This window comes from Mycolicibacter senuensis (assembly GCF_002101885.1).
In the GTDB taxonomy this organism is placed as follows: Bacteria; Actinomycetota; Actinomycetes; order Mycobacteriales; family Mycobacteriaceae; genus Mycobacterium; species Mycobacterium senuense.
In genome coordinates this window covers 38528-58823 of the sequence record NZ_LQPS01000037.1, presented here as the reverse complement: position 1 = coordinate 58823, position 20296 = coordinate 38528, and the positions used below count along the sequence as shown (strand labels likewise).

The following is a 20296-nucleotide window of genomic DNA, read 5'->3' as shown; positions in this document are numbered from 1 at the left end:
GACGCTACTACAACAGCGTGGGCGACGCTAGCGTAGTTTGCCTGCATGGCATCTGATGAGACCCAGCGACTGTTCGCCCTGGCCGAGCAGGTGACCGGCTTCATGCCCGAGGACGAGGGCCGGGCGCTGCACCGGGCCGCGGTCGATGCGCTCGACGGCGGTGTGGCGGTGGAGATCGGCACCTACTGCGGCAAATCCACCGTGCTGCTCGGCGCTGCGGCGCAGCAGCGCGACAGTGTGCTCTACACCGTCGACCACCATCACGGATCCGAGGAGCACCAACCGGGCTGGGAGTACCACGACGTCACCATGGTCGACCCGCACAGCGGCCGGTTCGACACGCTGCCGGCGTTCCGGCGCACCCTCGATCAGGCCGGCCTGGACGACACCGTGGTGGCGGTGGTGGGCAAGTCCAGTGTGGTGGCCCGGGGCTGGCGCACTCCGCTGCAGCTGCTGTTCATCGACGGCGGCCACAGCGAGGCGGCCGCGCACCAGGACTTCGACGGCTGGGCGCGCTGGGTTGACCGCGGCGGCGTGCTGGTGATCCACGACGTCTTCCCCGATCCGGCCGACGGCGGGCGGGCCCCCTACCAGATCTATTGCCGGGCAATCGAAAGCCGGCAGTTTGAACAGGTGGCGGAGTCGGGGTCGCTGCGGGTGCTGCGGCGTGCGTCCGGTGCTGCCGGCGACGGCGTCTAGCGCGGCAGTCCGGCGCAGGCGCAGTCGTAGTCGCCTTCCAGTCCGCGGGGCAGGTCGGCGCCGCGGAAGATGCCGGCGCCGGCCGTGGTGTCCGACAGCGCGTCGGCGGCCAGGATCACCGCGGCCCCGGTCCAGGTGGTGCGCTCCACCGGCCAGCGTTTCCCGTCGGTGAAAACCAGTCCGGTCCAATAGGATCCGTCCGCCTCACGCAGGTGCTGCATCGCGGCGAGCTGGGTGCGGGCCGCATCGGCCCGGCCCATCGTGTCCAAAGCCAGGACCAGTTCACATGTTTCGGCGCCGGTGACCCACGGCCGATCGTCGACGCACCGGATACCCAGGCCGTCGACGACGAAGGCGTCCCAGCGCGCGGCGATCCGTTCATCGGCCGCCGGGCCGCGCAGTGCCCCGGTGAGCACCGGGTAGTACCAGTCCATCGCGTGATGCGGCTTCTCGGTGAACGCGCCGGGGTGCGCGGTGATCGCGTGCCCGAGCCGGCCCAGCGCCACCTCCCACTCGGGTTGCGGCGCACCGAGATAGTCGGCGAGGGCGAGTGCGCAGCGGATGCTGTGGTAGATGCTGGCGCATCCGGTCAGCAACGCCTCGGGGACCGGACCGGCCGGTGACGCCGCCCAGCAGATCTCCCCGGAACCCCGCTGCAGTCCCAGCACGAAGTCGATCGCGGCCGCCACCGTGGGCCACATCGCCGCGGCGAACGGCCGATCTCCGGTGACCAGCACGTGGTGCCAGACCCCGGTGGCGATGTAGGCGCAGAAGTTGCTGTCGCTGTTGGCGTCCTCGATCTCACCGGCGCGCAACTGAATCGGCCACGACCCGTCGGCGCGCTGGGAATCCCGGGACCAGTCGAACGCCGCGCGGGCCGGCTCGATCAGTCCGGCCGCGGTGAGCGCCATCGCGCATTCGACGTGATCCCACGGGTCGGTGTGACCGGTGGCCGACCACGGGATCGCCCCGGAGGACTCCTGCACCGCGGCGATCGAGGCCGCGGTCTGGCGGCACTGCTGCGGGGTGAGCACACCGGGAACGCCCGGCGCGCCGGTCTCAGCGGAGCGCACGGGTTCTCGCCGGGTCGGTGAAGTCGGCCTTGGTGAAATATAACGCGACGCTTTTGCCGACCACCGGATTGAGCACCGCCTCGGCGACCCGGGTGGCCGACGGCCGCGACACCATGTCCCAGACCAGCAGTTTGTGGTAGGCCGACACCAGCGGATGATCCGGTTTATCGACCCCCACAGCGCATTTGAGCCACCAGAACGGTGCGTGCAGCCCGTGCGCGTGATGCGATCCGGTGAACCGCAGCCCGGCCCCGGTGATCTTGTCGCGCAACGCCGATGCCCGGTAGATCCGGATGTGACCGCCCTCGTTGCTGTGGTACTCCTCGGAGAGCAGCCAGCAGACCTGTTCGGGCAGCCAGCGGGGCACGCTCACCGCCAGCGTGCCGCGGTCGGCGAGCACCCGGATCAGCTCGGCGATCGCCGCACCGTCGGCCGGGATGTGCTCGAGGATCTCCGAGGCGATCACGACATCGAAGGCGCCGTCGGGGTAGGGCAGTGCCAGGGCGTCGCCGACCACTGCGCGGGCCGTCGCGCTCGCCGGGGCCTCTCCGGCCTCGGCCATTGCGGTGAACATGGTTGCCACACCGTCGATCTCGTCGGCATCCTGGTCGAACGCGATGATGTCGGCGCCACGGCGGTAGGCCTCGAACGAGTGCCGTCCGGCGCCGCAGCCCACGTCGATCACCGTCGTCCCGGGACCGATCCCCAGCCGGTCGAAGTCCACGGTCAGCACGTTGCCGCGCTCCGTTCGATGGCGTCGCGGTAGACCGCGACGGTCGCCGCGGCGACGGCCGGCCAGCTGTAGACATCCAGGGCTCGACGGCGGCCCGCCGCACCGAGCCGGTGGCGCCGGTCGGGATCGTCGAGCAGCGCGCCCAGTGCGCGCGTCAGCGCCGCCGCGTCGCCGGGCGGCACCAGCTGCGCGCAGACCCCGTCGTCGCCGAGCACCTCGGGCAGGGCGCCGGCCCGGCTGGCCACCACCGGGGTGCCGCTGGCCATCGCCTCGACCGCCGGCAGCGAGAACCCCTCGTAGAGCGAGGGGATGCAGACCAGTTCGGCAGAGGCCAACACCTCCGCCAGTTGCGCGTCGGTCAGGCCGCTGGAGACCGTCACGATGTCGGCGATGCCGAGTTCGGCGATGAGCTTCTCGGTCAGCCCGCCCCGCTCCAGCTTGGCCACCAGTTGCAGCTCCACGTCACGCTCGGTGCGCAGCTTCGCCACCGCCGCCAGCAGATGGGCCACCCCCTTGAGCGGCACGTCGGCGCTGGAGATCGCCACGATGCGCCCGGAGACCCGCGGTTGCTCGCGAGGCCGGAACACCTCGGTGTCCACCCCCAGCGGCACCACCTTGAGCCGAGCCGGATCCAGCTCGAAGTCGTCGGCGATGTCGGCGGCCGAGGTGCTCGAGACGGTCAGCAGCTCGGGGAGCCGGCGGGCAACCCGCTTCTGCATCTCGGCGAAGCCGTACCAGCGGTGCACCGCCGGTTTGCGCCACCAGGGCGCGGCGGCCAGGTCCAGCCGCCGGTCGCGGGTGATCGGGTGGTGCACGGTGGCCACCACCGGCAACCCGGTCGCGGCGATCCGCAGCAGGCCGGTGCCGAGGCACTGGTTGTCGTGGACGACGTCGAAGTCGTCGCGGCGGGCGGCCAGCAGCCGGGCGGCACGCAGGCTGAAGGTGCGCGGCTCAGGGAACCCGGCGGTCCACATGGTGGTCAGCTCCAGCAGGTCGATGCCACTGCGGATCTCGCTGGGCCGCGGCACCCGGAACGGGTCCGGTTCGCGGTACAGGTCCAGGCTGGGCACCTCACGCAACAGCACCGCCGGGTCGAGCCGCTCGGGGTAGGGCTGCCCGGAGAACACCTCGACGTGGTGGCCGAGCTCGGCGAGCCCCCGGCTCAGGTGCCGCACGTAGACGCCCTGACCGCCGCAGTGCTCCTTGCTGCGATAAGACAGCAGCGCGATCCGCAGACGCTCGACATCACCGGCTGGCTGTCTGGACATGTGTCCAGATATTAGGTTGCTTAGCTAAGTGACGCAATCAGCGCGTCGCGCCGCCGGTCAGGCCGGCGGGTCGACGGCGGCGAAGTTCACCGTCGCGGTCGCGGCGAGCTGTTCGTCGTTGCCGCGGTAGATGTCGACCTGAACGACCACCGAGCGCCGGCCGGTGCGCAGGATGGCCGCCACGGCACGGGCCGGCCCGACCTTGATCGGCCGCAGATACCGGATGAACAGGTCGGTGGTGGCGATCGCATTGCCGAACGCGGTGCTGCGGGAGGCGAGCTGCCCGGCCGCCACGTCGGCCATGGTGGCGATCAGCCCGCCCTGCAGCCCGCCGGCGGTGTTGACCACCCGCTCGTCGACCGGCATCTCCATGGCCAGGGTGCCGTCGGCCGAGGGCACCTCCTGCAAGCCGAGTTGGGCGAACAGTTCCCTGATGGACTGGGGTGCGGTCATGACTCGGTCAGCGCGCCTGGGCGCCGTCCCAGACCTGCGACATGGTGCGCAGAATCTCCTCGGCGCGACCCAGTCCGCCCAGATGACTCTCGCCGGGCAGCGCATAGAGCTGCGCGTCGGGCAGCAGCGAGACCGCGTGCTCGCCGTGGGAGAACGGGACGATGTGGTCGGCGTCCCCGTGCCACCAGTGCACCGGCACCTTCACCTCGTCGAGCCGGAATCCCCAGTACCGGGCGAACAGCACCGCGTCGGCGATGGGCGCGGCAAGCTGCTTGCGGGAGCCGTTGAGCAGGTCGTCGAGGAACATCGCCTTGAACTCCGGCCGGGCCAGCATCCGGCGGTCGCCCTCCGGGGAGACCAGCGCGTAGAGCTCCAGCGCCGGCTCGGCGACCGGCCTGATCATCCGGATCAGGCCGGTGGCCAGGATGCCGATCGGGCGCCCGGCGCGATGCAGCACCGGCTCGGCGATCCGGGCCAGCCTCATCAGGCCGCTGTCGATGGCATCGGGGCCCACGGCCGGGGCGACACCGCCCAGGATCCCGGCGGCCACCACCCGCTCGGGCATCGCCGCGGCACACGCCAGGGTGTACGGGCCGCCGCCGGACAGTCCGATGACCGCCATCTTGTCGATGCCGAGGGTGTCGGCCACGGTGCGCAGATCGTCGGCGAACTGCGACACCGTCTGGTACTGGTACGGCGTCGAGGAACCGATACCGGGCCGGTCCACCCCGATCAGCCGGATGCCGGCCTCCTTGGCGACGACCCGCGCCTCGACCGGGATCTGCCGCCGCGCGCCGGGGGTGCCGTGCAGCCAGAACATCGCTCGGCCCTGCGGGGCGCCGAACTCGGCGAAGCCGAGCTGACGGTCTTCGCCGACGGCGATGTTGCCCTCGATCTGAGGTCGGGCGATCGCGTAAACCATGCCCAGAGTGTGGCATGGCCGTGGGAGCTGGGTCACATCCCGGTGGCCGGCACCGGGATCGGCTCGCCGGTCGGCATGGACATCACGGTGGGTTCGGCGCGCCCGCGCAGCACCGCCGTGTCGTGTTGTGCCCACCGCGCGCGCTCGTCGTCGTCGGCGCGTTCCAGTGCCGTCTGGGAGCACAGCGCGCGGGCGCTGACGGTCTTGGCGCGATCGGCCAGCCGCGCGGCCTCGTTGACGGCGTCGCCGACCACGGTGTACTCGTAGCGGTTCTCGCTGCCGATGTTGCCGGCGAACACCGGCCCGGCCGAGACGCCGATCCCGAAGTCCACCAACGGCAGCCGGCGCAGCTGGGTGAGCAGGGTCCGGGCGGTGGCCAGCGCCGCCGCCGCCGCACCCTCGGAGGCGACCGGCGCGCCGAACACCGCCAGCGCCGCGTCGCCCTGGAACTTGTTGATCGAGCCGTGGCGCGCGTCGACGGCGGCTACCACGATGCGGAAGAAGTCGTTGAGCACCGCGGCGACCTCGTCGGGCGGGTGGGTGGCCGCCAGTTCGGTCGAACCCGCCAGGTCGATGAACAGGATCGCCGCATCCTGCACCTGGCCCGACAGCGCGACATCCCGCTCCACCGCCAGCCGGGCCACGTCCGGTCCGACGTGCCGGCCGAACAGGTCCCGCAGCCGGTCGCGTTCGCGCAGGCCGGCCACCATGCGGTTGAACCCGGTTTGCAACCGGCCGATCTCGGAGTGCTCGTAGACGCCGACGACGACGTCCCGCTCGCCGTGCTGAACCCGGGCCATCGCCCGTACGACCTCGCCGACCGGATCGGAGATCGACCGGGCCACCAGGATCATGGCGCGCATCCCGAGCAGCACCGCCACCAGACACAGCACCAGCGCCGGGGTCTCCACCGAGGCGGTTCGGTCGATGACCCATCCCATCCGCCGGCAGACGATGAGTATGACGATCGCCGCGGCGGGCAGCGCGCAGGTGATGAACCACATGCTGACCAGCCGGGACAGTACCCCCGGGGCGTTCTCGCGGATCTCGGTCTCGCGCCAGGCCGCCGCCACGATCGGCCGGAAGGTGCGATGGGTGAACAGCATGCTGGTGCTCACGGTGGCGGTGCCGCCGAAGACGATGACCAGGCTCTGCAACAGGATCATCCCGGCGTCACTCGAGCGCATGGCGGCCAGGCCGATCGCTCCGGCGGCCACCCAGGTGCCCAACACGACCGCCGACTGGCGGCGCACGATGTGCAGAGCGGCGCGGCGTTGCTCGGCGTCGGGCTGCTGTCCGGCGGTGTACCAGCGCAGCGACGAGGCGATGCCGGCGGTGCCCGCGACGGCCACCACGACGGTGCTGACGATGACCAACACCCCGGTCAGCACCACGGTCTCGGTGTTCCAGATGGTGGTGCCGCGGTGGGTTTCGCCGCTCAGCGACATCACCACCGCGATCGCCTCGGTGCTGGTGAGCAATTGTGCGAAGGCCAGCCCGGCCGCGTAGTGGATGCCGAGCCGCAGCGCTGTGGGCGGCCGCGAATCCGCCCCCGGCCCTGCAGTCGTCATCGCGGTGGTGCCCATCCGTGAGTGGGTTGTGCACTCAAAGTTATACGGCCGTGTGGATGCAGTTGCACCGAACCTCGGTGTACAAATGGATATCAAATGTCTAGACAGCGGACGGAACGCAAGGTAATGTCCATCCGCAACGGTGGTTGAGCTCACAAGGAGGGCATGAATTGAGCACCGAGGCCGCAGCGGAGGTCTGGCGAGACAAGAAGCGCTATCTGTGGCTGATGGGCCTGATCGCCCCCACGCTGCTGTTCACCATGCTGCCGATGATCTGGTTGCTGAACCGGCTCGGCTGGCACGCCGCCGCCCAGGTGCCGTTCTGGATCGGCCCGATCCTGGTCTACCTCCTGTTGCCTGCGCTGGATCTGCGGTTCGGCGCCGACGGCCAGAATCCGCCCGACGAGCTGATGGCGCAGCTGGAGAGCGACCGGTACTACCGCTACTGCACCTACGCCTACATCCCGTGCCAGTACGCCAGTGTCGTCATGGGTGCCTACCTGTTCACCGCAACCGATCTGAGCTGGCTGGGCGCCGAGGGGTCGCTCAGCTGGTTCGCCAAGATCGGGCTCGCATTGTCGGTGGGAACCCTCGGCGGCGTCGGCATCAACACCGCACACGAGCTGGGGCACAAGAAGGATCGGCTGGAGCGCTGGCTGGCCAAGATCACCCTGGCGCAGGTCTGCTACGGCCATTTCTACATCGAGCACAACCGCGGCCACCACGTGCGGGTGGCCACTCCGGAAGACCCCGCGTCGGGCCGGTTCGGCGAGACATTCTGGGAGTTCTTGCCGCGCAGCGTGTTCGGCGGGCTGCGCTCGGCCTGGCAGCTGGAGGCCGCACGGCTGCGCCGGCTCGACAAGAACCCGGCCGATCCGCGAACGTGGCTGTCCAACGACGTGGTCAACGCCTGGCTGATGTCGGTGCTGCTGTGGGGCGTGCTGATCGCGGCGTTCGGTCCGGCACTGATCCCGTTCGTGATCATCCAGGCCGTCTACGGCTTCTCGCTGCTGGAGTCGGTGAACTACATCGAGCACTACGGCCTGCTGCGCCAGACCAAGGCGAACGGTCGCTACGAGCGCTGCACACCCGAGCACAGCTGGAACTCCGACCACCTGGTGACCAACCTGTTCCTCTACCACCTGCAGCGGCACAGCGACCACCACGCCAACCCGACGCGCCGCTACCAGACCCTGCGCAGCATGGACGAGGCGCCGAACCTGCCCAGCGGGTACGCCTCGCTGATCGGGCTGACCTACCTCCCGCCGTTGTGGCGGGCCCTGATGGACCACCGGGTGCTGGCGCACTACGACGGCGACATCACCCGGGTCAACATCTCACCGCGCCGGCGGGCGAAGATCCTGGCCCGCTACGGCGCGCCCCGGGGCGAACGGGCGGCCGCGTGATGGCGAGCTACCGCTGCCCGGGCTGCGACTACGTCTACGACGAGGCGCTCGGCGCACCCCGCGAGGGATTTCCGGCCGGCACCCGGTGGGCACAGGTGCCCGACGACTGGTGCTGCCCGGACTGCGCGGTGCGCGAGAAGGTGGACTTCGAACCGGTCCGCGCGTGATACCCGCTAATCTCGCGGTGGTGAAACGCGTCCCCTACGCCGAGGCATCCCGGGCGCTGCTGCGCGACTCGGTCCTCGATGCGATGCGGGAGTTGCTGACCAGCCGGGACTGGTCGTCGATCACGCTCGCCGCGGTGGCCGAGGCGGCCGGTGTCAGCCGCCAGACCATCTACAACGAGTTCGGCTCGCGGCAGGGCTTGGCGCAGGGCTACGCGATCAGGCTGGCCGACCGGCTCGTCGACGCCGTCGAACGCGCCATCTACGACAACGTCGGTGACGTCCACGCCGCGTTCCTGGAGGGATTCCGGTCCTTCTTCTCCTCCTCGGCCGCCGACCCGCTGGTGATCTCGCTGCTGACCGGTGCCGCCAAGCCCGACCTGCTACAGATCATCACCACCGACAGCGGCCCGATCATCACCCGCTGCTCGGCCCGGCTCACCTCGTCGTTCATGCACAGCTGGGTCAAGGCCAGCGAGGAAGACGCCGGAATCCTGGCCCGGGCCATCGTCCGGCTGGCCATGAGCTATGTCTCGATGCCGCCGGAAGCCGACCATGATGTGGCCGCTGACCTGGCCCGATTGTTCACCCCGGCGGCCGAGACCTATGGGGTCCTGGAAATCTGACTGACGTCGATTGACCCGCGCGAGCAGACTCGGCCTCCCGCCGGTAGCTTGTAGCGGAGCTGATTTCACCGAACCTACGGGGGCGCACTGATGAGTTTGACCGCGGACAGCCGCAACGGCATCGATTACAAGGTCGCCGACCTGTCGCTGGCCGAATACGGCCGCAAGGAGATCCGGCTGGCCGAGCACGAGATGCCCGGACTGATGGCGCTGCGCGACGAGTACCACGGCGTCAACCCGCTCAAGGGCGCCCGCATCACCGGTTCGCTGCACATGACGATCCAGACCGCGGTGCTCATCGAGACCCTGGTGGACCTCGGTGCTGAAGTCCGATGGGCGTCCTGCAACATCTTCTCCACCCAGGACCACGCCGCCGCCGCGGTCGTCGTCGGCGCGCACGGCACCGTCGAGGAGCCCAAGGGCACCCCGGTCTTCGCCTGGAAGGGCGAAACCCTGGAGGAGTACTGGTGGTGCGCCGAGCAGGCGCTGACCTGGCAGGGCGAGCCGGCCAACATGATCCTCGACGACGGCGGCGACGCCACCATGATGGTGCTGCGCGGCGCCCAGTACGAGAAGGCCGGCGTGGTCCCGCCCGCCGAAGACGGCGACTCGGCCGAGTGGAAGGTCTTCCTGAACACGCTGCGCGAGCGTTTCGAGACCGACAACACCAAGTGGACCAAGATCGCCGCGGCGGTCAAGGGTGTCACCGAGGAGACCACCACCGGCGTGCTGCGGCTGTACCAGCTGGCCGCCGCCGGCGAGCTGGTGTTTCCGGCGATCAACGTCAACGACTCGGTCACCAAGAGCAAGTTCGACAACAAGTACGGTTGCCGGCACTCGCTGATCGACGGCATCAACCGCGGCACCGACGCGCTGATCGGCGGCAAGAAGGCCCTGGTCTGCGGCTTCGGTGACGTCGGCAAGGGCAGCGCGGAGTCCCTCAAGGGCCAGGGCGCCCGGGTGACCGTCACCGAGATCGACCCGATCAACGCGCTGCAGGCGCTGATGGAGGGCTACGACGTCGCGACCGTCGAGCAGGCGATCGGCGACGCCGACATCGTCATCACCACCACCGGGAACAAGGACATCATCACCCTCGAGCACATGAAGGCGATGAAGAACCAGGCCATCCTGGGCAACATCGGCCACTTCGACAACGAGATCGACATGGCCGCCCTGGAGTCCTCCGGCGCCACCCGCGACACCGTCAAGCCGCAGGTCGACGTCTGGACGTTCGGTGACACCGGCAAGTCGATCATCGTGCTGAGCGAGGGCCGGCTGCTCAACCTGGGCAACGCCACCGGCCACCCGTCGTTCGTGATGAGCAACAGCTTCTCCAACCAGGTCATCGCCCAGATCGAGCTGTGGACCAAGGGCGACGAGTACGACAACGAGGTCTACCGGCTGCCCAAGCACCTCGATGAGAAGGTGGCCCGCATCCACGTCGAGGCCCTGGGTGGCACGCTGACCAAGCTGACCAAGGACCAGGCCGAGTACATCGGCGTCGACGTCGAGGGTCCCTACAAGCCGGACCACTACCGGTACTGATCTTTTCTCTCGCCGGATTAGGCTCGGCGCGTGCTGATCGCGATCGAAGGCGTCGACGGCGCCGGCAAGAACACCCTCACCAACGGGCTGCGCGCGGCGTTCGAAGCCGCCGGGATGTCGGTGACCAGCCTGGCCTTCCCGCGCTACGGCGTGTCGGTGACCGCCGATGTCGCCGCGGAGGCACTGCGCGGCGAGCACGGCGACCTGGCGGACTCGGTGTATGCGATGGCGATGCTGTTCGCGTTGGACCGCGCCGGCGCCAAAGACCAGATCGAGGGTCTGTGCGCGAGCCACGACGTGGTGATCCTGGACCGGTATGTGGCCTCCAGTGCGGCCTACAGCGCCGCCCGGCTGCGCCAGGACGCCGGCGGCGAGGTGGTGGCCTGGGTGCGCGAGCTGGAGTTCGACCGGCTCGGGCTGCCCGCGCCGGACTGGCAGGTGCTGCTGGATGTCCCCGCCGAACTGGCCGCCCAGCGTGCCCGGGACCGTGAGGCGCACGATACCGCCCGGGCCCGCGACAGCTACGAACGCGACGACGGCCTGCAGCGCCGCACCGGCGAGGTGTACCGCGGGTTGGCCCGCGCCGGCTTCGCCGGACGCTGGCAGCAGGCCGGTCCGGCGGTCACCGCGGCCGAGCTCGCCGGCGCTCTACGCGGTTAACCTGCGAAACGCGGGTGTGGTAGCAGCGTTTTATCTCGATCTGGTGACACCATGTACGCCATGAGGCAAAGGATTCTCGTCGTCGATGACGACGCTTCGCTGGCCGAGATGCTCACCATCGTGCTGCGCGGGGAGGGTTTCGACACCGCGGTCGTCGGCGACGGCACCCAGGCGCTCACCGCGGTGCACGAGTTACGGCCCGATCTGGTGCTGCTGGACCTGATGCTGCCCGGCATGAACGGCATCGACGTGTGCCGGGTGCTGCGCAAGGACTCCGGGGTCCCGATCGTGATGCTGACCGCCAAGACCGACACCGTCGACGTGGTGCTCGGGCTGGAGTCGGGTGCCGACGACTACATCATGAAGCCGTTCAAACCCAAGGAGCTGGTGGCCCGGGTGCGTGCACGGTTGCGCCGCAACGACGACGAGCCGGCCGAGATGCTCTCGATCGCCGACATCGACATCGACGTGCCGGCACACAAGGTCAGCCGCGGCGGCGAGCAGATCTCCCTGACCCCGCTGGAGTTCGACCTGTTGGTGGCGCTGGCACGCAAACCCCGCCAGGTGTTTACTCGTGAAGTGCTTCTCGAACAGGTCTGGGGATACCGGCATCCGGCCGACACCCGGCTGGTGAACGTGCACGTCCAGCGCCTGCGGGCCAAAGTGGAGCAAGACCCGGAGAACCCGACCGTGGTGCTGACCGTTCGAGGAGTGGGTTACAAGGCCGGACCTCCGTGATCCCTGCGGCGGGGCGCAGGTGATCTTCAGCTCCAGACGGCGCCCGCGGCGATCAGGTCCGCTGCTGCTCGGCGTCAACACGCTGCGCCGCGCGGTGCAGATCGCCTGGCGCCGGTCGCTGCAGCTGCGGGTCGTGGTGCTGACGATGGGTTTGTCGGCCGCGGTCATCCTGGCGCTCGGCTTCGTGCTGACCAGCCAGATCACCGACCGGGTGCTCGACGTCAAGGTTCGGGCGGCCACCGAACAGATCGAGCGGGCCCGCGTCGCGGTCGGCGGCATCGTCGGCGGTGAGGAGGCCCGGTCGCTGACCTCGAGCCTGCAGTTGGCCCGCAACACGCTGATGAGCAAGACCGACCCGGCTGCTGGCAGCGGAACCGCGGGCGTGTTCGACGCGGTGCTGGTGGTGCTCGGCGAGGGCCCGCGCGCCGCGACCACCGCCGGGCCGGTCGACCAGGTGCCGGCCGGGCTGCGCGAATTCGTCAAGGCCGGTCAGGTCAGCTATCAGTACGCCACTGTGCACGTCGAGGGGTTCTCCGGCCCGGCGCTGCTGATCGGAACGCCGGCGGCGTCGCGGATCACCAACCTGGAGCTCTACCTGATCTATCCGCTGGGCTCCGAGCGCAACACCATCTCCATGGTGCGCGGCACCATCGCCACCGGGGGCCTGGTGTTGCTGGTGCTGCTGGCCGGGATCGCCCTGCTGGTGTCGCGCCAGGTGGTGTTGCCGGTGCGGTCGGCCTCGCGGATCGCCGAACGGTTCGCCGAGGGACACCTGTCCGAACGGATGCCGGTGCGCGGCGAAGACGACATGGCCCGGCTGGCGGTGTCGTTCAACGACATGGCCGAGAGCCTGTCGCGTCAGATCACCCAGCTCGAGGAGTTCGGCAACCTGCAGCGCCGGTTCACCTCCGATGTCAGCCACGAGCTGCGGACCCCGCTGACCACGGTGCGGATGGCCGCCGATCTGATCCACGATCACAGCGAAGACCTGGAGCCCTCGCTGCGGCGCTCCACCGAGTTGCTGGTCAGTGAGCTCGACCGGTTCGAGTCGCTGCTCAACGACCTGCTGGAGATCTCCCGCCACGACGCCGGCGTGGCCGAACTGTCTCCTGAGTCGGTGGACCTGCGCTCGACGGTCAACAGCGCGCTGGACAACGTCGGTCATCTGGCCGCCGAAGCCGGCGTCGAACTCAGGGTCAATGTGCCCGGCGACCCGGTGATCGCCGAAGTCGACCCGCGCCGGGTGGAGCGGATTCTGCGCAACCTGATCGCCAACGCCATCGACCACGCCGAGCACAAGCCGGTGGTGATCCGGATGGGCGCCGACGAGGACACCGTTGCGGTCACCGTCCGGGATCACGGGGTCGGGCTACGGCCGGGGGAGGAGAAGCTGGTGTTCAGCCGGTTCTGGCGCGCCGACCCGTCGCGGGTGCGGCGCTCCGGGGGCACCGGGCTGGGACTGGCGATCAGCGTCGAGGACGCCCGGCTGCACCAGGGCCGGCTGGAGGCGTGGGGCGAACCCGGCAAGGGCGCCTGCTTCCGGCTCACGCTGCCGCTGGTCCGCGGCCACAAGGTCACCACCAGCCCGCTGCCGATGAAACCGGTGAGCGCCGCCGAGCGCCGGGAGCGCCGGCAGCGCGCGCGTGAGCACGCCGAGAGGAGCGGGTGATGCGCCGGGTTCATGCGGCGGTCCCAGCTTCGCCTCTCCTCCGTCGAGCCTCGCTGAACCGCCGGGTTCATGCGGCGGTCCCAGCTTCGCCTCTCCTCCGTCGAGCCTCGCTGAACCGCCGGCGGACTCCGGTGGCGGTGCTGGTCGCCCTGTTGAGTGCGGTGCTCGTGCTGGCCGGCTGCGCCGGGGTGCCCAGCAACTCGGCCCCGCAGGCGATCGGCACCGTGCAGGCGCCGCCGCCCTCGGTGCTGCCCAAACCCACCCCGGGCATGGACCCCGATGTGCTGTTGCGCGAATTCCTCAAGGCGACAGCCGATCCGGCCAACCGGCACCGCGCGGCGCGGCAGTTCCTCACCCAGTCGGCGTCGGACGCCTGGGACGACGCCGGCAGCGCGCTGCTGATCGACAACGTGGTGTTCGTCGAAACCCGTAGCGCCAACCGGGTCGCGGTCACCATGCGCGCCGACATGTTGGGTTCGCTGTCGGATATGGGGGTCTTCGAGACGGCCGCGGGGCCGCTGCCGACCCCGGAGCCGATCGAACTGCTCAAGACGCCCGACGGCTGGCGCATCGACCGGCTGCCCAACGGAGTCTTCCTGGACTGGCAGCAGTTCCAGGCCACCTACAAGCGCAACACGCTGTATTTCGTGGACCCGACCGGCAAGACGGTGGTTCCCGATCCGCGTTACGTGGCGGTGTCCGACCCGGATCAGCTGGCGACCGAATTGGTGTCCAAACTGATCGCCGGCCCCCGCCCGGAGATGGCCGGGGTGCGCAACCTGCTGGCGGCGCCGTTGCGGCTGCGCGGGCCGGTGACCCGCGCCGACGGCGGCAAGAGCGGCGTGGGCCGCGGCTACGCCGGGGCGAAGATCGATCTGGACAGCTTGTCGACCACCGACCCGAACAGCAGGCAACTGCTTGCCGCCCAACTGATCTGGACGCTGGCCCGGGCGGACATCAAGGGGCCGTATGTGATCACCGCCGACGGCGCGGCGCTCGACGACCGGTTCCCCGACGGCTGGACGACCTCGGATGTGGCCACCACCGACCCGGGCGCCTCCGATGGCGCCGGCGCCGGAATCCACGCCCTGGTGGGTGGGTCGCTGCTGGTGCTGGACGGCCAGCACGCCAACCGGGTGCCCGGGGCGTTCGGCCGCGAACCCGACCAGCAGTCGGCCGCGTTGTCCCGCAACGGTCGTCAGGTGGCGTCGGTGGTGGTGCACCCCGGCGATCCGGAGGCCACGCTGTGGATCGGCGACCTCGGCGGTGAGGCGGTGCAGGCCGCCGAGGGGCACACCCTGTCGCGGCCCAGCTGGTCGCTGGACGAAGCGGTGTGGGTGGTGGTCGACGGCAACTACGTGCTGCGGGCGATCCAAGAGGTCGCCTCGGGCCGGCCGGCCCGGATCCCGGTGGACTCCGGGGCGATCAACGCGCGGTTCCCGGGACCGATCAGCGAGCTGCAGCTGTCGCGCGATGGCACCCGGGCCGCCATGGTGATCGAAGGGCAGGTGATCCTGGCCGGTGTCGAGCAGACCACCGCCGGCCAGTTCGTGCTGAACTATCCCCGCCGGTTGGGCTTCGGGCTCGGCACCTCGGTGGTGTCACTGAGCTGGCGCACCGGCGACGACATCGTGGTGAGCCGATCCGATCCCCAGCATCCGGTGTCCTACGTCAACATCGACGGGGTGAACTCCGATGCGCCCAGCGGCAATCTGCAGTTGCCGGTGTCGACGATCGTCGCGGACCCCTCCACGGTCTATGTGGCCGATCCGCGCGGGGTGTTGGCACTGTCGTCATCGAGGGCCGAAGACGAGCAGAACTGGTCGCCGCTGGGGCCGTTCATGGTCGGCGGCGCGCTGCCCGTGCTGCCGGGCTGATCGCACCAAAGCGGGACCGTCGATTACATGTGAATTACATATGTAAACACCGTGTAAACCATCTCGTGACGAGGCTTGCAGTGGCCCGAAACCGCCGGCGAAAACCCGGCGGATCATCTCGGATGTGACCTGCTCCGATCTCGCTGCCCAGGCTGGAATAAGCACAAGAAGAACTTGCGCACCATCCATTCTGGCCGAGTATCAGACCTGGCAGCATTCATAGCCAAACTATTTGGAATTGTCGCGTTGGCAAATTTATCGGCTCCCGTGCTGCACCGGTTCCGCCGGGCGTATGCGCTGGAAGCAGCGTGGTAAGCCAGCCGGAGGCCGGCAAGTTGTCGAAAGGCGGGACTGTTCGGAAAAACCTGGATAATCCATCAAATTGACAATTTGCCCATTCTTTGACCGACTCGGCCCCCGATGTAAAGGGCCTGTACACCGTGACCAGAAGAATATAACAAAACGATGACGAATCAATCACGGTGACATAACGATGTCGAATTCGACATTAACCTAAGAAACGCCTGTGCCATACGCTGCCCGAATCGCCGATCTTTCGCTGACCGGCCCCACCGTCAGGAGCGGATCATGCAACAGGCACTTCGTCCGTACATCACGACCGGCGTCGTACTTTTCGGGGCCGCCGTCATCGCCGTCGCACCGGTCAAGCCGCTGCCCGCCGACATGCAGATGCGGGCCGTGACGCTGACCGGCGACGCCGCGGACGTCATCGGGCCCTACCAGGAGCTTTACGCCGAGACCCTGGCAAACCTGCAAGCCATGAACCAGCAATGGCTTACCCAGCCGTTTCCGGTGCTGCAACAGATGGCCACCAACTGGACGGGCTATTTGGAGCAGCTCAGCGCCGACCCGCAGTCGATCGGCGCCGTCGTGGAGAACATCTCCAACAACCTGCAGCAAGTGAGCAGCCTGCTAGCAGCCCTGTTCCCGGTGATCGGCGCCCAGGTCCTTCCTCTCCCGGCGCCGATCTCGGTAGAACTCTCGACGCCGCTGGCCATGTTGATCGCTGGTCTGGGACCGACGGTGACCACCCTCAACGAGCTCAACGGAATCATCGGAGCCGTCCAGACGGCCACCGACCCCGACACTGCGCTCACCGCGCTGCTGACCGCGCCAGCCCTGCTGCTGAACGCCTACCTCAATGGCTCGGACAGCCTCGATGTGTTGGGGGTGAGCATCCCCGCCTTCAACGGCCTGCTGGTTGCCCCACAGATACTTGACACCCAACTGTCCGTCGGAGACCTGCTGACCCAGCTGGACGGCTTGCTCGGCGGCTTGGGCACGGTGCTCAACGCCGTGGGCGGCGACGATATCGATCTGGGCGGACTGCTCGATCATGTGCTGACCACGCCGCTGCCCGGACTGCTGGGTGACCTGGGGCTGGGCGGCTTGACGCTGGGCGGGCTGCTCGACGGCGTCGGGATGGGCGGCCTGGGTCTCGACCAGCTGCTGGAGACTATCGGGTTGGGTGAGGTGACGCTGCCCGACGTGCTGGGTGACCTGGGGTTGGGCGGCTTGACGCTGGGCGGGCTGCTCGGCGGCGTGGGCCTGAACGGCGTGATGCTGGGTGACCTGCTGGCGGATGTGGGCATGGGCGATATGACGTTGACCGGGCTGCTGGGCGGCGTGGGCCTGGGCGACACCACGCTGGCGGAACTCTTGAGCGATGTCGGTGTGGGCGACACGGCACTGTCGGAGCTGCTGGCCGATGTGGGGCTGGGCGGCGCCGGGCTGGCCGGCCTGATGGAGGACCTGGGACTAAGTGATCTGTCCTTGGTCGGACTGTTGGACGGCGTCGGGTTGGGTGACCTGACGCTGCCCGCCCTGCTCGGCGGCGCCGGGCTGGGGCATATGACGCTGCCCGGCCTGCTGGACGGCGTCGGGTTGGGCACCACCACCCTGGTCGGATTGCTAGATGGTGTGGGCTTGGGCGGCCTGAACGTCAGCGCGCTGCTGGGCGCGGTCGGGTTGGGCGGGACCACGCTGCCCGACCTGATCGAGGACCTAGGACTGGGCGACACCACACTGACCGGGCTGTTGGACGGTATCGGGCTCGGCGACATGACGCTGCCCGGGCTGCTCACCGGCGCCGGGCTGGGTCATATGACGCTGCCCGGATTGCTCGACGGCGTCGGGTTGGGTGACACCACGCTGGTCGGGTTCCTCGACGGCGTCGGACTGGGCAACCTGAACGTCAGCGCGTTGCTGGCTGACATCGGATTGGGTGGGACCACGCTGCCCGAACTGGTCGACGACCTGGGAATGAGCGATCTGACCCTGGGCAGCCTGCTCGCAGGGCTGGGCACCGCAGACGTGACGCTGGGTGGTCTGGTGGGCACCTTGAACCTGACCGACCTGAGCGTGGGCAACCTGGTCGGTGCGGTCGGCCTGGACAACCTGGATCTCAGTGGACTGCTGACCGGCATCGGCTTGGGCGCCACGACGCTGCCCGGCCTGATCGGTGACCTCGGGCTGAGCGATATGACCCTGGGTGGGCTGGTCGGCGGCATCGGCGCCGGCGGCACCACGCTGCCCGAGCTGTTGGGCGACCTGGACATGGGCGACATGACGCTGTCCGGTGTGGTCGGCGCCCTGCTGGGAACCACGACGCTGCCCGGCGTGCTCACCAGCCTCGGGCTGGGCGGCCAGAGCCTGGGCGGCCTGCTGGGCGACCTGGGTCTGGGCGGGATGAGCCTGCACACCCTGCTCTACAACCTGGACATGAACGGCCTGGTCGTCAAAGACATGCTGAACAACCTCGGGCTGGGCGACATCAGCATCGGCACCATGATCACCAACATGGGGTTGGGCACCATGGGCCTGCACAGCCTGGTCAACAACCTCGGTATGGGCAATTTGACCCTCGTGGATGTGTTGAACACGGTCGGCGTCGGGCAGCAGGGCCTGGGCGGGCTGCTGCACGATTTCGATGTGACCCTGGGTGTGGGCTCGCTGTTCAGTGCCTTGGGGATCGACCTCGGGTTGATCAACGACGCCCTGGATGCCGTCAACCTCAACGGCGCCATCGATGCGACCGGTATCACCGTCGGCGGTCTGCTGGACTTCTTCGGCCTCAACGTGACCCTGGACGCGCTGCTGGGCAACATCGCCGAGCAGGGCGCCGGAGTGAGCCTCAGCGGCGTGTTGCACGGCCTGGGGCTCTACGACATGACATTGCCGCTGATCATGTTGAACCTGGGCTTGGGCAATTTCCGTCTGGGCTGGATCGGACACAACGGCCTGCTGCAGGTCTTGGGGCTAGAACACATGAGCCTCAACGGCCTGCTGAACGCGGTGGGCCTCGGCGACGACAACCTGGTCGGCCTACTGAACAACCTGGGTCTGGGCGTGAGCCTGCCGCAACTGCTCGACAACCTGGGCATCGGATCCATGTCACTGAACGATGTGGTCGGCAGCCTGACGTTGGGGGCGATGAACCTCGACGGTCTGCTGGGCGCCCTGGGTATCGACGACGTGAACCTGGCCAACTTGCTGCAAAGCCTGGTCGGCAACCTCACGCTGCCGGGCCTGGTCAACAACCTGGGGCTCGGCGACATGACGCTGGGTGCGCTGGTGGGCAACCTGGCGACGGGCGACCTCACCCTGGGCGCCCTGCTGGGCAACCTGAACCTGAGCGACCTGACGCTGGGCGGGTTGCTGGACAACCTGCAGCTGAGTGATCTCGGCCTGGGGTCTCTGCTGGGCGGGCTGAACATGGGTGGCCTGACGTTGCCCGGGCTGTTGGAAGGGCTGGGCCTGCAGGACCTCACCCTGGGCGGGCTGCTGAGTGATCTGGGCACCGGCAACTTCACGCTGTCGGGGTTGCTGACCGATCTGGGGCTGGGTGACGCGACGCTGCCGTCGCTGCTGAGCGATCTGGGCCTGGGTGACGCGACGCTCGCGGGCCTGTTGGGCAACCTCGGCATCGGCGGCTTCTTCCTGCCCGGTCTGCTGGAGAACCTGGGCCTGGGCGACGTCACGCTCGCGGGGGTGGTCGGCAACCTGGGTGTGGGCGATCTGACTCTGAGCGAGGTGCTCGGTGACTTGGGCACCGGTGACTTCACGCTGTCGGGGTTGCTGACCGATCTGGGGCTGGGTGGCGCGACGCTGCCGTCGCTGCTGACCGATCTGGGGCTCGGTGACGCGACGCTGTCGGGCCTGCTGAGCGGTCTGGGCATCGGTGGGGTGTTCGTGCCCGCCCTGTTGACCGATCTGGGCCTGGGCGATCTGACTCTGCCCGGTCTGCTGGGCGGCCTGGGTGTGGGCGATCTGACGCTCGGTGAGCTGTTGGCCAACCTGGGTACCGGTGCCTTCACCCTGCCGGGGCTGCTGGATGCGCTGGAACTGGCCGACGTCACGCTGCCCGGGTTACTGGCTGATCTGGGCATGGACGACCTGACCCTCGATGGGCTGTTCGACGGCCTCGGGCTGGGCGACCTGAACCTGCCCGCCCTGCTCGGCGATGTCGGGCTGGGGGAGATGACGCTGCCCGACCTGCTGAGCGGCGTCGGGCTGGGCGACATGACACTGGGCGGTCTGCTCGGTGGGCTGGGCACCTGGGACCTCGGGCTGGGCGACCTGCTGGGTGACCTGGCAGGCAACCTGAACTTGGGCGGACTGCTGGACGGCTTGGGCCTGAGCGACTTCGACGCCTTCACCCTCGACGGTGGGTGGTTCGGCGGGCTGATGCCGCTGCTCTTCAACGACCTGCCGCAACAGATCGCCGAGTTGCTGGGCGCACCGGCCGCCGGCGCAGCCGATGCCACGGACTTCGCCTCGGGCGCAGCAGCCGACCTGTGGTCCGCCCTGGGGAACGACCTGGTGCCGGAGTTCGCTGGTTCCTTCTGACCGCGAGCCGCGGCGTTGAT

16 protein-coding genes are annotated in these 20296 nt (G+C 68.9%); 10 read left to right on the top strand and 6 right to left on the bottom strand.

The genetic code is table 11. From position 1 onward, the window contains the following. The first annotated feature begins 45 nt into the window (after nt 1-45). Nucleotides 46-699 (top strand): class I SAM-dependent methyltransferase, encoded by a 654-nt coding sequence (locus AWC24_RS11595; RefSeq protein WP_085085050.1) that lies wholly within the window; start codon nt 46-48, stop codon nt 697-699. Here the strand turns inward: AWC24_RS11595 and mmpH are convergent. The 6 genes from mmpH to AWC24_RS11565 form a co-directional block, all read right to left on the bottom strand. Further along, nucleotides 696-1772, bottom strand: a complete 1077-nt coding sequence (gene mmpH / locus AWC24_RS11590; protein ID WP_085085048.1) for an MMP endo-(1,4)-3-O-methyl-alpha-D-mannosidase — start codon at nt 1770-1772, stop codon at nt 696-698. The two genes, AWC24_RS11595 and mmpH, sit on opposite strands and share 4 nt — an antisense overlap. Beyond that, complete coding sequence (locus AWC24_RS11585) at nt 1759-2505, bottom strand: class I SAM-dependent methyltransferase (RefSeq protein WP_085085046.1); 747 nt, start codon at nt 2503-2505, stop codon at nt 1759-1761. The genes mmpH and AWC24_RS11585 overlap by 14 nt, the downstream gene beginning before the upstream one ends. Beyond that, nucleotides 2499-3740 carry a glycosyltransferase family 4 protein gene (locus AWC24_RS11580; RefSeq protein ID WP_085085154.1) on the bottom strand — a complete coding sequence of 414 codons (1242 nt, stop codon included), beginning with the start codon at nt 3738-3740 and terminating at the stop codon, nt 2499-2501. The genes AWC24_RS11585 and AWC24_RS11580 overlap by 7 nt, the downstream gene beginning before the upstream one ends. A 90-nt stretch (nt 3741-3830) precedes the next feature. Then, complete coding sequence (locus AWC24_RS11575; RefSeq protein ID WP_085085044.1) at nt 3831-4226, bottom strand: PaaI family thioesterase; 396 nt, start codon at nt 4224-4226, stop codon at nt 3831-3833. A 7-nt stretch (nt 4227-4233) separates the two neighbouring features. Continuing rightward, complete coding sequence (locus AWC24_RS11570) at nt 4234-5148, bottom strand: alpha/beta fold hydrolase (protein ID WP_085085042.1); 915 nt, start codon at nt 5146-5148, stop codon at nt 4234-4236. Nucleotides 5149-5180: 32 nt separating this feature from the next. Beyond that, nucleotides 5181-6719 carry an adenylate/guanylate cyclase domain-containing protein gene (locus AWC24_RS11565; protein ID WP_085085152.1) on the bottom strand — a complete coding sequence of 513 codons (1539 nt, stop codon included), beginning with the start codon at nt 6717-6719 and terminating at the stop codon, nt 5181-5183. Between the two features lie 227 nt (nt 6720-6946). Between AWC24_RS11565 and AWC24_RS11560 the strand changes: the two genes are divergently transcribed. The 9 genes from AWC24_RS11560 to AWC24_RS11520 all read left to right on the top strand — a co-directional run bounded on the left by AWC24_RS11560 (nt 6947) and on the right by AWC24_RS11520 (nt 20276). Beyond that, entirely contained in the window at nt 6947-8125 is a 1179-nt protein-coding gene (locus AWC24_RS11560) for an alkane 1-monooxygenase (RefSeq protein ID WP_234807341.1), read from the top strand. Then, nucleotides 8125-8292: a rubredoxin gene (locus AWC24_RS11555; protein WP_085085038.1), complete on the top strand. Its 168-nt coding sequence runs from the start codon at nt 8125-8127 to the stop codon at nt 8290-8292. The genes AWC24_RS11560 and AWC24_RS11555 overlap by 1 nt, the downstream gene beginning before the upstream one ends. A gap of 20 nt (nt 8293-8312) precedes the next feature. Next, nucleotides 8313-8915, top strand: coding sequence for a TetR family transcriptional regulator AlkX (gene alkX / locus AWC24_RS11550; protein WP_085085150.1), 603 nt, complete (start codon nt 8313-8315; stop codon nt 8913-8915). A 90-nt stretch (nt 8916-9005) separates the two neighbouring features. Further along, nucleotides 9006-10463 (top strand): adenosylhomocysteinase, encoded by a 1458-nt coding sequence (ahcY, locus tag AWC24_RS11545; protein ID WP_085085036.1) that lies wholly within the window; start codon nt 9006-9008, stop codon nt 10461-10463. 30 nt (nt 10464-10493) lie between these two features. Further along, complete coding sequence (locus AWC24_RS11540; protein ID WP_085085034.1) at nt 10494-11123, top strand: dTMP kinase; 630 nt, start codon at nt 10494-10496, stop codon at nt 11121-11123. Between the two features lie 51 nt (nt 11124-11174). Next, nucleotides 11175-11861, top strand: a complete 687-nt coding sequence (gene mtrA, locus AWC24_RS11535; protein ID WP_013829915.1) for a two-component system response regulator MtrA — start codon at nt 11175-11177, stop codon at nt 11859-11861. Nucleotides 11862-11880: 19 nt separating this feature from the next. After that, the gene (gene mtrB / locus AWC24_RS11530) at nt 11881-13530 is read left to right on the top strand and encodes an MtrAB system histidine kinase MtrB (RefSeq protein WP_085085032.1); all 1650 of its coding nucleotides are present in this window, start codon (nt 11881-11883) and stop codon (nt 13528-13530) included. 137 nt (nt 13531-13667) lie between these two features. Further along, nucleotides 13668-15407: an MtrAB system accessory lipoprotein LpqB gene (gene lpqB, locus AWC24_RS11525; RefSeq protein ID WP_474630503.1), complete on the top strand. Its 1740-nt coding sequence runs from the start codon at nt 13668-13670 to the stop codon at nt 15405-15407. 588 nt (nt 15408-15995) lie between these two features. Beyond that, a complete protein-coding gene (locus AWC24_RS11520) occupies nt 15996-20276 on the top strand; it encodes a hypothetical protein (protein ID WP_085085028.1) in 4281 nt (1426 codons plus the stop codon). Nucleotides 20277-20296: the final 20 nt, after the last annotated feature.

What these genes read in the sequence shown, in the direction of transcription:
- AWC24_RS11595 (WP_085085050.1), top strand. Translation starts at nt 46, where the DNA reads ATGGCATCTGATGAGACCCAGCGACTGTTCGCCCTGGCCGAGCAGGTG.
- AWC24_RS11575 (WP_085085044.1), bottom strand. Translation starts at nt 4,226, where the DNA reads ATGACCGCACCCCAGTCCATCAGGGAACTGTTCGCCCAACTCGGCTTG.
- AWC24_RS11570 (WP_085085042.1), bottom strand. Translation starts at nt 5,148, where the DNA reads ATGGTTTACGCGATCGCCCGACCTCAGATCGAGGGCAACATCGCCGTC.
- AWC24_RS11565 (WP_085085152.1), bottom strand. Translation starts at nt 6,719, where the DNA reads ATGACGACTGCAGGGCCGGGGGCGGATTCGCGGCCGCCCACAGCGCTG.
- AWC24_RS11560 (WP_234807341.1), top strand. Translation starts at nt 6,947, where the DNA reads ATGGGCCTGATCGCCCCCACGCTGCTGTTCACCATGCTGCCGATGATC.
- AWC24_RS11555 (WP_085085038.1), top strand. Translation starts at nt 8,125, where the DNA reads ATGGCGAGCTACCGCTGCCCGGGCTGCGACTACGTCTACGACGAGGCG.
- ahcY (WP_085085036.1), top strand. Translation starts at nt 9,006, where the DNA reads ATGAGTTTGACCGCGGACAGCCGCAACGGCATCGATTACAAGGTCGCC.
- mtrA (WP_013829915.1), top strand. Translation starts at nt 11,175, where the DNA reads ATGTACGCCATGAGGCAAAGGATTCTCGTCGTCGATGACGACGCTTCG.
- AWC24_RS11520 (WP_085085028.1), top strand. Translation starts at nt 15,996, where the DNA reads ATGCAACAGGCACTTCGTCCGTACATCACGACCGGCGTCGTACTTTTC.